Here is a 12,640-nt window from a genome sequence, read left to right on the forward strand (position 1 = left end):
TTCAACGCCGTATCGCCACGGCGAGCGAGAGATCTGTCTGCGAACGCACCCGGACCGGCACCGACGCCCCGCCGTACGAGGCGCGCAACACGTCACCGGACCGGCTGAGTTGGATCTGCCAGAACACGAAGTCGCCCAGTACGGCGATGGCGTTCAATGCCTTGAAGGCCGCTTCCTTGGCGACGAACAGCTCACCCGGGCTGTACTCCCCGGCCGGCGCGAGCAGGGTCTGCCGCTCCCGTCGGCGAAAGACGAACCGGGCCATGCGCTCCGTCACCGCCGTGTCCTCGATGTCGACCCCGACCGCCTGGGCACCGGGCACCACCGCCGCGACCGCCAGGCGCTCGGTGTGGGAGATCGAACCGGGGAACCCCCGCGGGAAGACCGGCCGGCCGTCGGGGGCGCGGGGCACAACCCGGTCGGCCGACCCGGCCGCGGCCAGCGCCGCGCCGGCCGCGCGGCGCCCCGCCGCGAACTGCTCGGCCGGGCCGTGCGGCCACGGCACCGGGTGGAAGGACAGTGCCGTCTCCGCCGCGACACCCCTGGGGAGCTCCGGCTCGACGGTCATCCCGGGTCCCTCAGCCGCGCAGGGCGACGACGTGGCCGGCCAGCGAGTCGATGGAGCGCAGTACCTCCGGGTGCACTTCGTCGTCCCATTCGAAGCCGAACGCGTCCTCCATGGCCACCAGCAGGCCGACCAGCCCGGTGGAGGACACGCCCGCCTCGCGCAACGACATGTCGTCCGGCACCCCGCTGACGAAGCGGTCGTTCCCGAACAGGTCGGTCAGCAGCCCGCGAATGCGCTGCCGGGCGGCCTCGGCTTCCTGGTCAGACATGTGCTTCCGCTTCTTCGACGAACTTCAGGACCAGCGTCTGGAAGGTCTCGGGGTCGTCGAGGTAGGGCACGTGACCGGCGTTCGACATGATCTCGCAGCGTCCCTTGGGGAACAGCGCGGCCAGATCGCGGCCGCGTCCCGGGCTGAGCAGGATGTCGTCGTCGCCGAGGACGATCAGGGTCGGCGCGACGACGCGGGACAGCAGCTCGGGGCTGGTGTCGCCCTTCTGGGCCAGGGTCAGGCCGTTGATGAGCTCCTCGGGGGTGTTCATCGCCACGAAGCTCTCCCTGAGCCCCAGGAAGCCCGGCGTACCGCCCTCCTCGTTCATCTCGCCGGCGATCACCTCGGGGTACATGTGGTTGTACAGCGCGGCGATGCCCTCGTTCTTCAGCGTCAGCAGCCAGGCCCGGTTGAGCTGCCGGTGCCGGCGCATCCCGCGCAGACCGAACACCGGGCCCGCCAGCACCAGCCCCCGGACCCGGTCCGGATACTCCAGCGCCACGTCCCGGGCAAGCTGAGTGGAGGCCGAGGTGCCGACCAGGTACGTCGACTCGATCTCCAGGGCGTCGAGCAGGCCGATCACGTCGGCCGCGTGCTCCTCCCAGGTCGGCTCCTGAGGCAGCCGCGTCGACGCGCCGTGGTTGCAGAAGTCGTATGTCACCACGCGGTGGCGCCGGGACAGCTCCCCGGTGTACTCCCGCCAGAACGGCGCGGTCAGGAAGAAGTTGTTGAGGAAGGTGACGGCCGTGCCCTCACCGACGGACTCGTAGTAGAGCTCGACCCCGTCCCTGGTGCGGGCGCGCGGCGCGTCCTGGTGGTACGACAGGTCCTGTTGCGTCTCTTCATCCACTGGCATGGCTCTCCACCCTTGTCTGATTTCTGGCTCCCGCGCCCGGGAGGACGCGCGCGAACTCGGCGACGACGGCGGCCGCGGGGACCTCGTGGGAGACGGCACTGCAGGACAGGCCGCAGTACATCGCCATCTCATCGATCCGGCCGGTGGTCGCTTCGGTCGGCACCGCGGAACTGAACCGCGGCACCAGGTAGGGCTTCCCCTCGACCACCGTGCGGCCGATGAACTTCTTGGCCTGCCCCGGGTCGGCGGTCGCGGAGGTCGCCAGCACCCGGTGCCGTCGGCCCGGCCAGCCGATCTCGTAGACATCCGTGATCACGGTGTCGCTGCCCTCGGCGGCGGTCACCGCCGCCTTGAAGCAGGGGTGCGCCCGGGACTCGGTGGCGACGACGAAGGCGGTGCCCAGCAGTACGCCGTCGGCGCCGGCGGCCACGGCCCTGCCGGCCTCCTCGGGCGAGCCGATCCCGCCCGAGGCGACGAGGCAGGTGTCGGGCATGCGTGCGCGCAGCGCGCCGACCAGCTCGTCGCGCCGGGCCGTGCCGAGCAGATGACCGCCGGCCTCGACGCCCTGTGCCACCACCACGGCGCCCTGCTCGGCCGCGTGGACGCCGTCGGCGACGGTCCCGATCTGGACCACGACCGGCCGTCCCGCCGCGGCGACCCGCTCGAAGACGGCGTCCTCGGGCATACCGAAGAACGAGAGGTGCACGCGTTCCGGGGTCTCGTCGAGAACCTGGGCCACCTGCCGGTCGAGTTCCCGCGGCCCCACCACCTCCGGGATCAGGTTCACCCCGACGGGCCGGCCGGTCCCCTCGGTGAGCCGGGTGAGCATGGCCGACAGCGCGTCACCGACCAGCTTGTAGCCGCCGGCGCAGCCTGCGGCACCCGCATCGGACACCGCGCAGGCGAGCTCCGTCCCGGCGACGCCTCCCATGCCCGACTGCAGCAGGCTCACCCCGACGCCGAGTGTTTCCGCCAAGGAACGACGCATCAGCCCAGGCCCTCGACCGCCGACACGGCGGCGGCGACGCCCCCGAACCGCTGGGTCAGAGTGTGCACCCAGCGCTCCAGGCCGAAGGCCAGGCAGCTGGTGTGCGCCGTGGCGTCGCCGGCCTGGATGGCGCATCGCTCGCCGAAGAAGTTCCGGTGGTAGTTCACCGACCCGATCGCCAGACCCTCGACGACGAACTCCTCCTTCACCGGGAACAGCCGCTGCATCTTCGCCTTGCCACTGTTCTTGTCGAAGAAGGGGTCGGTGGCCACCTCCACCCGGACGTCGAGGCCCAGTTCGGCGCAGAGGACGAGCACGGCGTCCTTGGCACGCTGAAGGTGGTTCTTCGCGCCGTCCTCGGGGCCGACGTGGACGATCTCGCGCATCGAGAAGCCGAGCAGCCGTTGCAGGCCGTCGTAGTGGTTCTCGTTGCGGAAGCAGGTGCCGACGGTGGTCCGCGTGGTGCCCTCGGCGGGGACGGCCGTACCCGCCAGGTCGACGTAGACCGCATAGCAGGCCGCCGACGGCAGCGCGAAGCCGCTCGGCTCCATCACGTCGGTCGGTATCCGGTCCACCGGACGGGACGACTCGGCCAGCAGGGGGCCGACGCGCTCGGGGTCGAGCCGGGTGGCGGTGAGACCGAGGTGCGGGAAGTTGTCGTAGTAGTCGAACCGGTCGAGGTCCTGGCACCGCATCAGGAACGGGTACCGGAACTCCGGGGCGTCCCAGCCGTCGGCCAAGCGTCGGAACACCGAGTCGACGGCCCGCAGCAAACGCAGTTGGCCACCGTCGAGGGTGCTCAGGCCGTTGTCGGTCACTGTGGTCATCGCGCTGCTTTCTGCTCGAAGAATCGCGCCTCGATCGCCTTGACGGTGCGGAAGTCGTCCAGATTCACGTCTTCCGGGTCGATGGCCTCGCCGGTGATCTCCTCCAGCAGGAAGATGAACTCGACGAATGCCAGCGAGTTGATGGCCCGGCTGTCGATGAGGTCCAGATCGTCGGGTACCTGGCCGAGCTGGGGATTGCGTCCGAGGATGAATTCCCGGACCGTCTGTACGGGACTGGTCATTTGATGATTTCCCTGCCGACGCCTGACTTGGTGAGGAACTTCCTTGTCCGCTTGAGCACGTCGTCGTGCGCCTTCGACCGGGCGGGGTGCTGCAGCGCGCGCCGCCGCAGCGCCAGGGCATCCGGGATGCCGGCGTCGCGGTAGGCCGCCGGGTTGTAGAGCGTGGCGATGCTGTACTGCAGGTAGTTCTCCAGGTACTCGGCGACCAGCGGCACCTCGTCCGGGTCGCGCCTGGCCACCTGGCCGAGCAGGTGGGTGAAGATCATCCGGCCGAACGCGACGTGCCGGCTCTCGTCCTGGTGGTGGACACGGTTGATCTCACGGGCGATGGGCGGCAGCGACTGGTCGGTCGCCATGTGCGCGTTGTAGTAGTCGACGATCTCCTCGAAGATCAGAATGCGCGCGAACACGATCAGCTCGCGGGCCACCGTGGAGAGGTGTTCGACCGAGTCCGCCTTCAACGTCGGCTGCGCCGGGTAGAGCTTGCCGCCGTAGCGCAGGCAGAACTGCGCGAAGAACCACATGTGCTCGTTCTCCTCACCGATGAAGTGGTGCAGGAATTCCGACACATCGGCGTACGGGCGCTCGTGGATGCGCATCACGACTTCGCTCATCAGCTCGCGGATGCCGTGGATGTTGAGACTGAAGAAATTGATCGCCTCGAACCTGGTGAGCGCGATCTGCTGCTCGCGGGTCAGCTCGTCCCACATCGGTGTGCCGGCCAACGTGGTCAGGCTCTCGCTCATCCACGGCTGGTCGGGCTCGATGGCCTCGGGCCAGTCGAACATCGTGTAGGGGTTGTAGTAGCCGGATTCGGCCAGGTTCTCCAGCCGACCCAGGTCGAGGACAATCGGCTCGATTTCGCGTACCGCCATTTTTACTCGCCTTTCCCGACGCAGTGGCCGAAGATTGGATTCAACGAATCGCACGAATGTCCGCGCGCACCCGGATCGGCAGCTGCGAGCCGCATGCGTGAAGGCCGAGGGCCTCGTTGCAGGACGCGGTGGAAGGGATCACCTTGTTGTAGATCGACCCGAGGCACAGTTCCTGGAAGGCCCGGGTGTCCGCCGAGAGCCGCGCGGCCAGCTGCGCCTTGGCGATGTCGACGGTTCTGAGCGCACCGTCCTCGTCCTCGACCTCGACACAGGCGTGCGGCAGATCGAGAGCCCCGCCGAGCACGCCGCAGAACCAGCCCCGCTTCGCCTCGGCCCGGTATCCGGCCGCGCGGAACCGCTCGGCCAGGAACAGGCTCGCCGCGATGCAGCTTGTGGCGCCGAGAGAGTGCACCAGCCTTTGGTCCGCCTGCATGGGGACGGGGATCATCTGCCAGCGGTAGCTGGCGTCCAGGTAGTCGTGGACGAGCTGCCGAAGCACCGGTGAGACCAGGGGGGTGCGCGCGCCGGTCGTGGTGACCGTCGCCGTGTACTCGGCCGATCCCGCGCTCGCCGTCGGCGTCGTCACCTCCTCGACGCGCCCGCCGAAGCGCTGGACGTCCGGCGCTTCGAGGTGCCAGGGCGCCACGCCGGCGCAGTCGACGCACTCCATGCGGACCCGGAAGGTCCAGGACTTCGGGCGCAGGAGATCGTCGACGGGCCGGCCCGCGAACCGGAACAGCATGCGGAAGGCGAGCTCCGGCTGCGTCGTCGACCTGCCCGAGTACATGCCGAGGTTGTAGAGGTCGTTGGCGTCGAAGCAACGCACCCCGGCGCGGTCCTCGAACGGCAGACCTCCCTCGACCAGAGTGTCGATGTCCGCCGCGTCGCAGCCGAGCATTTCCCGCGCCACGGATTCCGGCTGGGTTCTGTCGGAATACTGGTCGGGAATGAATTCGATGGAATCCGCCACTTTCTCCCAGGACACCTGCGAGACGGCGGCTTGGTGCGGCACGACCTACCTCCCCAGTCAGCAATTACTGGCCGTATTGCAACCAGTGCCACGAACCTAGCAGCCGACAATCACATTGCGACAGATTCACTTCACATTCATCGCCGTGCGTTTTGCACGGCGACGAATGGAAAAAAAATATGGCCAAACGGCATCACGGAGTTGTGGAATGTGATGCGGGGCAAACCGCACATCACACAGGTGACTCCCGGAACGGCGACGGGGCACGCCGGGAGCGGCCCGCGCACCCGGACGCCTCAGATCCACTGCAGATCACGGGCAATGCGCAGCGCGTCAATACGGTTGCGCGCGCCCATCTTCGCCACCACGGACGAAATGTAGTTGCGCACCGTCCCCTCCGACAGACACAGCCGATCGGCGATCTCCTCCATGGTGTCGCCACGGTCCAGGTGCTCCAGCACGGACAACTGGCGCAGGGTCAGCGGACAGTCCCCGCCCGCCACGGCCGCCACCGTCAGCTCGGCATCGAAGGCGCGCTCGCCCTGGTGCACCAGGTGGACGGCCTCGAAGAACCGGCGGGGCGGGGCGCTTCTGCGGACCATTCCGTCGATCTCACCGGTGAAGGCCCTGCGGACGACCGACCGGATGCATACGGTGGCGACCAGCAGTGTCCGGCATTCGGGAAGGACCGCGATCTTCTCGGCGAGATCGATCGTTTCGGCGTCTCTGCCGTCGAAGCTGATGACCACGACATCGGGCCTGTGCAGCTCGGCGAACTCCAGCGCCGCCAGCTTGCTGTCCACCGACCCCACCACTTTGATCTCCGCACGCTGTTCCAGTAAAGCCGTCAGTGCGGACCTGGACAGATGCAGATCGTCGAAAACCATTACGTCGATGCCCACTCGACTCCTCCGATCGGTTCGTATCGCATAACACACACCTACGCGTACGGAAATCGGCCTTTCTGCTGTCCGGGAGCACGAGGAAGAAGATTCGTGCATGGCCCGTCAGTGCTTGAGCCGGGCTCTGAGCGCGCTCTTGTCGATCTTCCCGACGGCCGTCAGCGGCATCCGGTCGAGCACCACCAGCCGGTCGGGGAGCTTGTACGGCGCGATGCCGCGGTCCCTGAGCCCGTCCCGCACCTCCGACAGCGTAGGGGGGTGCTCCGCCTCCCGTGGGACCACGCACACGCAGGTCTGCTCGCCGAGCTCCGCATGCGGAACACCGATCACGGCGGCCAGGGCGATGCGAGGGTCGCCGAGCAGATACTGCTCGACCTCCCTGGCCGGCACCTTCTCCCCGCCCCGGTTGACGACATCGTTGGTGCGCCCCACCACCTCGAAGTAGCCCGCGGCCGTCCGCCGGACCACGTCGCCCGTGCGGAAGAAGCCGTCACCGGTGAACTGAGCTCGGTCGCTCTCCTCGGCCCGGTAATAGCCGCGCACCGTGTAGGGGCCGCGGGTCAGCAGTTCCCCTTCCTCGGCCGGCCCCGCCTCCTGGCCGTCCTCGCGGATCACCCGTGTCTCGTCGGCCGGTGCCAGGGGGCGGCCCTGCGTATGGAGGACGACGTTCTCGGGGTCGTCGAGCCGCGTGTAGTTGAGCAGGCCCTCCGCCATGCCGTACACCTGCTGCAGGACACAGCCGAACCCCCCGGACACCCTGCGCGCCGTCCCGGGGGAGAGCCTGGCCTCGCCGACCTGGAGCAGTTCGAGCGACCCCAGGTGGTGCGCGGTCCGCTCGGCGGCGTCGAGCCACAGCGACACCAGCGGCGGCGACAGCGAGGTGACCGTCACGCCGGCGCTCTCGATCAGGGGGAAGCACAGTTCGGGGGTGGGTGCCATGGCCGGCACCACGGTGCCGCCCATGCGCAGCGTGCCCAGCACACCGGGGCACCCCAGGGCGAAGTTGTGGCCCATGGGCAGCGCGCACAGATAGCGGGTGTCCCTCCTGAACCCGCACAGCCGTGAGCTCTGGCGCAGCTGGTACGCGTAGTCGGCATGCGTGCGCGGGACGAGCTTCGGCGGCCCGGAGGTGCCACCGGAGAGCAGGAAGAAGGCCACCTCCCGCGCGTCGGGCACCGGCAGGTCCACCGGGTCCCCGTCGACCTCCGCGAGCGCCGCGAAGGGGCCCGGGTCGCCGGCCACGAGCACGTGCCGCAGCGTGACCGCGCCCGCCAGCACGTCCTTGGCGATGATCCGGTAATCGCAGTCGAGCGCCTCGTCCGCGCAGACGTACATCACCGCTTCCGCGCTGTTGACGAGGTGGACGATCTCCGCCGCCCGGTGCGCGGGATAGGCGAACACCGGCAGCGCCCCCAGCCGGAACAGGGCAATGCACAGCACCAAGAGCTCGACATCGTTGGGTAGTTGGACTACGACGCGGTCACCGGAACCGAGACCGAGGCCACGCAGTCCGGCGGCGAGCCGGTCCGCCGCCCGGTCCATCTCGCCGTAGGTCAGGGTGCGGGTGGCGGTGACGACCGCCGGCCTGTCCCGCGCGCCCGGGGCGGACATGGGCAGGCTGCCGAGAATCTCGTCGTTCCAGTACCCCCTGGCCCGGTAGTCGTCGGCGCACGGCTCGGGCCACGGCACGCAGCCCTCAAGCATGGTGCGCCCCGGCCCTCGGCACAGAAGTGCCCCGGTGGGTCCGTCGGTTGTGCCGTCCCGGCTTCTCGTACCGCGAGATGCCGAGAGCGCCGACCTCGCCCACGTGCTTCTCCACCCGCATGTCGCCGTGCCTCCCTCTGTCCGTCGGGGTCCCAAGGACCTGCGGCAGAGCAGCCTGACACCGGGGGTCTGGCGACTTTCTGTACGCGTTCTCCATAAGTCGTGCCCAGGGCCTGTGACCAGGGCGTCCGGGGGCATGGGACGGCCCGCGTCGCACGGGGGCCGGGCGGTCGGCGCCGTGGCGCCGACCGCCCGCTCAGGGCAGCGGCAGAGGGCGGGCGAGGAGTTCGACGCCGTGCGGCGGCCCGGCGAGTTCACCGGCCTTGGTCCAGCCCCACCGCCGGTACAGCTCGTGGGCCGGCGCCCGGGTCGACGCGGCCAACACGGCGTATCGCTCGGTGCGGTCGGTCAGCAGCGCCTCCAGCAGCGCCCGCCCGTGCCCACGGCCCCGCAACTCCCGTACGACGGCCAGCTCGTAGACGTAGAACAGCGGCCGGCGCAGCCGCTGCGGGGCGGGCGCGACGGCCCGCGGGTGCCACCAGTCCGCCTCCCGGCGCACGCCGTAGGCGAAGCCGCCCAGCGCGCCACCGTCCAGCACGGTCGTCACCGAGAAGCCGGGCAGGCGCGCGTGCTCGGCGTGCTGCGCGGCGAACGCGTCCGCCGCAGCCTCGTCCTCGTCGTACGGCGGCTCCCGGTAGACCCGGTGGTAGACGTCCCGGAACTCCTCGGGCCGGCACACCTCGGCCCTCGGTTCAGGCATCGGCGGGCTCCCGTACGGCGTGCGCGGGCAGCACCCGGTCCAGCCGGGCCAGCACCACGACCGCGGCGAGACAGCACAGGCCCAGCGCGAGCCACGGCAACCCCGGTCCGCGCACCAGCAGCCAGGTGAACGCCGTGGGCGCCAGCACCCGGGCCAGGCTCCACATCAGCTCCTCCAGTCCCAGATAGCGCCCGCGCACCCGCTCGGCGGCGATCGCCACGGTCAGCGCGCTGCTGGTGGGCGCCTGGAGCAGCTCGGCCGCGGTGAACACGACCATGCCGATGACGAGGGCGCCGAACGCCACCACCGGCCGGCCGGTGGGCACCGCCGCGAACAGGGCGAAGGACACGGCCCACAGGGCCGCCGCGGTCTGTAGCACCCGGGGCCTGCGGCGCCGCTCGACCGCCCTGGCCACCAGGGTCTGCGCCAGCACCACCAGCACGGTGTTGATCGCGAACAGCGTGCCCGGCTGCCATGCGGGCAGCCCGCGCGCGTCGATGACGTAGGCGCTCAGCAGCACGGTGAGCGCGAGGTCGCACAGCGCGAACACGCCGACGGTGACCAGGACACCGAGGAACGCCCGGTCGGCGAGCACCTCCCGGTACCCGGCGCGCGGCATGGCCGGACCGTGCGCGGCCGGCGTCGGGCCGCCGACGGCGGGCTCGGCGGACCGGCGCCAGGTCCCGACCAGAACGGCCGCGACAAGGAAGGACACCGCGTTGAGCACCACCACGGCGGTATAGCCGCCGGTGCCGCCCCAGCCGACCAGCGCGCCGCCGAGGAGCCCGCCGGTACCGATCCCGACATTGCGCAGCGCCCGCTCCATCGCGTACCAGCGCGCCCGCTGCCCCTCGTCGGCGACCTGCGCCACCAGGGAGGCGGCGGCGGGCCGGAACTGGCTCTCGCCCCACAGCGTGACCGTGACCAGCGCGACGAGCTGCCACGGCGCGTCCGTGAAGACGTAGCCGGTGAAGGTCAGCACGCGGACCAGGTTGCTCGCGACGACCACCCGCCGCGGCCCGATCCAGTCGATCAGCGGGCCGGCCAGCGGCCCGGCGGGCAGGGAGAGCAGCGCGGCGGCCGACAGCATCAGGCCGACCGTGGTCAGTGCGATGCCCTTGTCCGTGTGGAAGTACACGACGGCGAACGGCAGGAAGAGGCCGGTGCCCAGGGCGTCCACGACCTGGGCGACGATCAGCGGCCCGCGTCCGCGGGCGTTCGGCAGACCGAGTGTGTCGATGACGGCCATCGGTGTCTCCTACGCGTGCGGCAGCGGAAAGTGGTTGAGCTCCTCCTCGGCCGGCGGCTCCGGCCGCCAGCCGAGCCGGACGGCCGCGTCGGCGATCCGCCCACCGCCCCACATCGGCATGCCGGCGGGGAAGTTGGACACCAGGCCGGGCACGATGGTGTGCGCGGCGCTGAAGCCGGCCGCCTCCACGTCACAGGTGGTCAGATCGACGCTGATCACCTCGAAGCCGCGCGCCTCGACCCGTTCCCGGTAGGCCGCCAGGCTTCGCTCCGGGAGCGCCGGGAGCCCGTCCCAGGAACCGGTGGGCAGGTCCCGAACCCAGGGGGCCACCCGCTCCCCGGCCCGCGGGTCGAGGTGGAGCTGCTGCTGGCACAGCAGGTCCCGGACGTCGACGAAGTCCGCGCGATAGGAGTCGAGATAGCGCCGGTCCGCGCGGTACGGCTTGAGGTTGCCCAGGTGCGGCAGCTGCTCCTGGCCCTCCGCCAGCGCCTTGTCGTTGTCGAGGTAGTGGCATGTGTGGTGCAGGGTGAACCCTTCGGCGAGCGCCTTCTCGGCCGCTTGCAGCGCGTCGGGCCGGGCGGCGAACCCGATGGTCAGCCGGCGGTTCGCCCGGTCGGACACGGCCGCGGCAAGCACCGGGACGTCGAACTCGTTGTCGAGATGGATCAGGGTGATGTCGTAGGCGTCCAGGCTGTCGTGGACCAGCTCATGGATCCGCTCGGGCATCGGAAGCCGGGGCAGGCGGGGCGTGTTGGCCCACCACAGCATGGTGGTGTCCCGCTCGATCACCTCCTCCAGTCCCGAGGTGACGGCCTGCTCCTGCGTCACCCCGGCCGCCACCCCGGCCACCAGAGGGTCGGAGTAGGCGACCGGGTCGTGCTCCCCGTGGGCGACCAGGAAGGCCGGCACCCACACCGGCTCCCCCGTGGTCCACGACCGGCCCTCGACCCAGGCGCACTCCGAGTCGGTGGTAAGCGGGACGAAGGGGAAGCCGTCGCTGAGGTACTGCCGCCGCGAGTACAGGTGCAGTCGGCGCGGGTCGAGCGCGGGCACCCCGGCCCTGCGCAGCGCGGTGTAGCTGCCGACGCGGAGCCGGTCCTGCGGCAGCCGGCTGCCGCAGTAGCGTTCGACCGCCTCGCCCACGGCGCTGCGGCGGGCACCGTCGAAGCCGGACCATGAGGTGCCGAACGCCTGCCGGTCGTTGGGCCAGTCGGCGACCCGCCGCATGTCGGCGACGTCGACCGCACACGCGCGCAGCCGGGCCGGCATGCCGGGCAGCGGGGCCAGTTCCTGGACACCGGTGACCACGCCCACCTGGTCGTCCACGAGCAGGTCCGCCTCGGCGTCGCCCCGTGTCACGGGCCGGGGCCGGGTCGGTACCGGCAGCACGGTGCGGTGGATCCGGCCGAAGCCGCGCGCGTCGAGCTCGACCTCGTCCCCTCCCGCGCCCTCCGCGACCCAGCGCTCCAGATACGCGCCGAGCTGTGCGGCCACCCAGCGGGCGTCAGCGCCGCTCGGCGGACCGCCGGCCGGTTCGTCCGCGTCCCGCACGGCCGCCACCACCCGCGGATCGGGCGCGGCGGCGAGCCGACGCTCCAGTACGTCCGTGAAGTCGGCCGTCAGGCCGGGTGTGACCGCCGGTCCGAGGAGCGCACGGCCGCGTTCCCGGCGCAGCGGCAGCCAGCGCAGTCCGAGGCCGGCGCAGAGCTCGTCGAGGCGGGCGAGTTCCTTGTGGGCGGGGTGGGCGAAGGCGGCGACGAGCACGGTGTCGCGGGTGTCGACGCCGCTGAGGTCCCCGGGGGCGGGCTCGACGCGCGCGTAGCCGACCGGTTCGAGCGCGTGGGCGATCGGGGCGGTCAGTTCGGGGACGCCGGTGAGCAGGACGGTGGTGCGGGCGAGTCCGGCCGCCCGGTCGGCGTCCTCGGTGGCCCGGGCCGGACGCAGAGATCCGTCGTGGAGCAGGACGTCGACCACCTCGGCGTATTCCGGTGCCATTCCGGAAAGCAGCTCGGACCGCGTCCTGGTCCCGTCACAGCGGGCCGCCCAGGAGCGGAACTCGGAAGGGGGAGCGGAAATATAGAACTGCCCGCCGTTCACGGTCACAAGAAAGCACAGGTCCCGCTCGATGTCGTAGATCTCCACGTCCACGAGTCGCAAGGTGACGCCGTCCGCTGACATATCAGTCCTCGTCGCCGGAATCGATACTGCAAAAGGCCACGGTCCCGGGTGCCACCCGGGACCGTGGCAGGTTGACCTAGCAGGTCAAAGTCACTTGACCACCGAGCGGTTGTGGACAACAGCTCGGTTGTGCACCACCGCGCGATTGTGGACGACCGCACGGTTGTGCACGACGGCGCAGATGACGTTGGCC

13 protein-coding genes are annotated in these 12,640 nt (G+C 70.6%); all 13 read right to left on the bottom strand.

Features of this window, described 5'->3' with window-relative positions; translation table 11 throughout:
- Window position 1 precedes the first annotated feature (1 nt).
- The 13 genes from SCAB_RS43580 to SCAB_RS00775 all read right to left on the bottom strand — a co-directional run bounded on the left by SCAB_RS43580 (window position 2) and on the right by SCAB_RS00775 (window position 12,447).
- Window positions 2-568 (bottom strand): 4'-phosphopantetheinyl transferase superfamily protein, encoded by a 567-nt coding sequence (locus SCAB_RS43580; protein ID WP_012998120.1) that lies wholly within the window; start codon window positions 566-568, stop codon window positions 2-4.
- A 10-nt stretch (window positions 569-578) separates the two neighbouring features.
- Window positions 579-836: a phosphopantetheine-binding protein gene (locus SCAB_RS00720; protein ID WP_012998121.1), complete on the bottom strand. Its 258-nt coding sequence runs from the start codon at window positions 834-836 to the stop codon at window positions 579-581.
- Complete coding sequence (locus tag SCAB_RS00725) at window positions 829-1,692, bottom strand: alpha/beta fold hydrolase (protein ID WP_012998122.1); 864 nt, start codon at window positions 1,690-1,692, stop codon at window positions 829-831. Before SCAB_RS00725 ends, SCAB_RS00720 begins: the two co-directional genes overlap by 8 nt.
- The gene (locus SCAB_RS43585) at window positions 1,679-2,680 is read right to left on the bottom strand and encodes an NAD(P)H-dependent flavin oxidoreductase (protein ID WP_267886380.1); all 1,002 of its coding nucleotides are present in this window, start codon (window positions 2,678-2,680) and stop codon (window positions 1,679-1,681) included. Before SCAB_RS43585 ends, SCAB_RS00725 begins: the two co-directional genes overlap by 14 nt.
- A complete protein-coding gene (locus tag SCAB_RS47220; protein WP_012998124.1) occupies window positions 2,680-3,507 on the bottom strand; it encodes a class-II aminoacyl-tRNA synthetase family protein in 828 nt (275 codons plus the stop codon). The genes SCAB_RS43585 and SCAB_RS47220 overlap by 1 nt, the downstream gene beginning before the upstream one ends.
- Window positions 3,504-3,749, bottom strand: coding sequence for a hypothetical protein (locus SCAB_RS00740; RefSeq protein ID WP_012998125.1), 246 nt, complete (start codon window positions 3,747-3,749; stop codon window positions 3,504-3,506). The genes SCAB_RS47220 and SCAB_RS00740 overlap by 4 nt, the downstream gene beginning before the upstream one ends.
- Window positions 3,746-4,624, bottom strand: coding sequence for a diiron oxygenase (locus tag SCAB_RS00745; protein WP_012998126.1), 879 nt, complete (start codon window positions 4,622-4,624; stop codon window positions 3,746-3,748). The genes SCAB_RS00740 and SCAB_RS00745 overlap by 4 nt, the downstream gene beginning before the upstream one ends.
- 40 nt (window positions 4,625-4,664) lie before the next feature.
- Entirely contained in the window at window positions 4,665-5,636 is a 972-nt protein-coding gene (locus SCAB_RS47225) for a hypothetical protein (protein WP_060888760.1), read from the bottom strand.
- Window positions 5,637-5,890: 254 nt separating this feature from the next.
- A complete protein-coding gene (locus SCAB_RS00755; protein ID WP_049875635.1) occupies window positions 5,891-6,496 on the bottom strand; it encodes a response regulator transcription factor in 606 nt (201 codons plus the stop codon).
- Window positions 6,497-6,601: 105 nt separating this feature from the next.
- On the bottom strand, window positions 6,602-8,200 hold the full coding sequence (locus SCAB_RS00760) for a (2,3-dihydroxybenzoyl)adenylate synthase (RefSeq protein WP_037723798.1): 1,599 nt from the start codon (window positions 8,198-8,200) through the stop codon (window positions 6,602-6,604).
- A gap of 316 nt (window positions 8,201-8,516) precedes the next feature.
- Window positions 8,517-9,020, bottom strand: coding sequence for a GNAT family N-acetyltransferase (locus tag SCAB_RS00765; protein WP_037723797.1), 504 nt, complete (start codon window positions 9,018-9,020; stop codon window positions 8,517-8,519).
- Window positions 9,013-10,269: an MDR family MFS transporter gene (locus tag SCAB_RS00770; RefSeq protein WP_012998131.1), complete on the bottom strand. Its 1,257-nt coding sequence runs from the start codon at window positions 10,267-10,269 to the stop codon at window positions 9,013-9,015. Before SCAB_RS00770 ends, SCAB_RS00765 begins: the two co-directional genes overlap by 8 nt.
- 9 nt (window positions 10,270-10,278) lie before the next feature.
- Window positions 10,279-12,447 carry a YcaO-like family protein gene (locus SCAB_RS00775; RefSeq protein WP_037723796.1) on the bottom strand — a complete coding sequence of 723 codons (2,169 nt, stop codon included), beginning with the start codon at window positions 12,445-12,447 and terminating at the stop codon, window positions 10,279-10,281.
- Between the last annotated feature and the right edge of the window lie 193 nt (window positions 12,448-12,640).

The organism is Streptomyces scabiei 87.22, from assembly GCF_000091305.1.
Classification (GTDB): Bacteria; Actinomycetota; Actinomycetes; order Streptomycetales; family Streptomycetaceae; genus Streptomyces; species Streptomyces scabiei.

Excerpts from the sequence above, each read along its gene's own strand:
- SCAB_RS43580 (WP_012998120.1), bottom strand. The coding sequence starts at position 568 with ATGACCGTCGAGCCGGAGCTCCCCAGGGGTGTCGCGGCGGAGACGGCA.
- SCAB_RS00720 (WP_012998121.1), bottom strand. The coding sequence starts at position 836 with ATGTCTGACCAGGAAGCCGAGGCCGCCCGGCAGCGCATTCGCGGGCTG.
- SCAB_RS00725 (WP_012998122.1), bottom strand. The coding sequence starts at position 1,692 with ATGCCAGTGGATGAAGAGACGCAACAGGACCTGTCGTACCACCAGGAC.
- SCAB_RS43585 (WP_267886380.1), bottom strand. The coding sequence starts at position 2,680 with ATGCGTCGTTCCTTGGCGGAAACACTCGGCGTCGGGGTGAGCCTGCTG.
- SCAB_RS47220 (WP_012998124.1), bottom strand. The coding sequence starts at position 3,507 with ATGACCACAGTGACCGACAACGGCCTGAGCACCCTCGACGGTGGCCAA.
- SCAB_RS00740 (WP_012998125.1), bottom strand. The coding sequence starts at position 3,749 with ATGACCAGTCCCGTACAGACGGTCCGGGAATTCATCCTCGGACGCAAT.
- SCAB_RS00745 (WP_012998126.1), bottom strand. The coding sequence starts at position 4,624 with ATGGCGGTACGCGAAATCGAGCCGATTGTCCTCGACCTGGGTCGGCTG.
- SCAB_RS00760 (WP_037723798.1), bottom strand. The coding sequence starts at position 8,200 with ATGCTTGAGGGCTGCGTGCCGTGGCCCGAGCCGTGCGCCGACGACTAC.
- SCAB_RS00765 (WP_037723797.1), bottom strand. The coding sequence starts at position 9,020 with ATGCCTGAACCGAGGGCCGAGGTGTGCCGGCCCGAGGAGTTCCGGGAC.
- SCAB_RS00770 (WP_012998131.1), bottom strand. The coding sequence starts at position 10,269 with ATGGCCGTCATCGACACACTCGGTCTGCCGAACGCCCGCGGACGCGGG.
- SCAB_RS00775 (WP_037723796.1), bottom strand. The coding sequence starts at position 12,447 with ATGTCAGCGGACGGCGTCACCTTGCGACTCGTGGACGTGGAGATCTAC.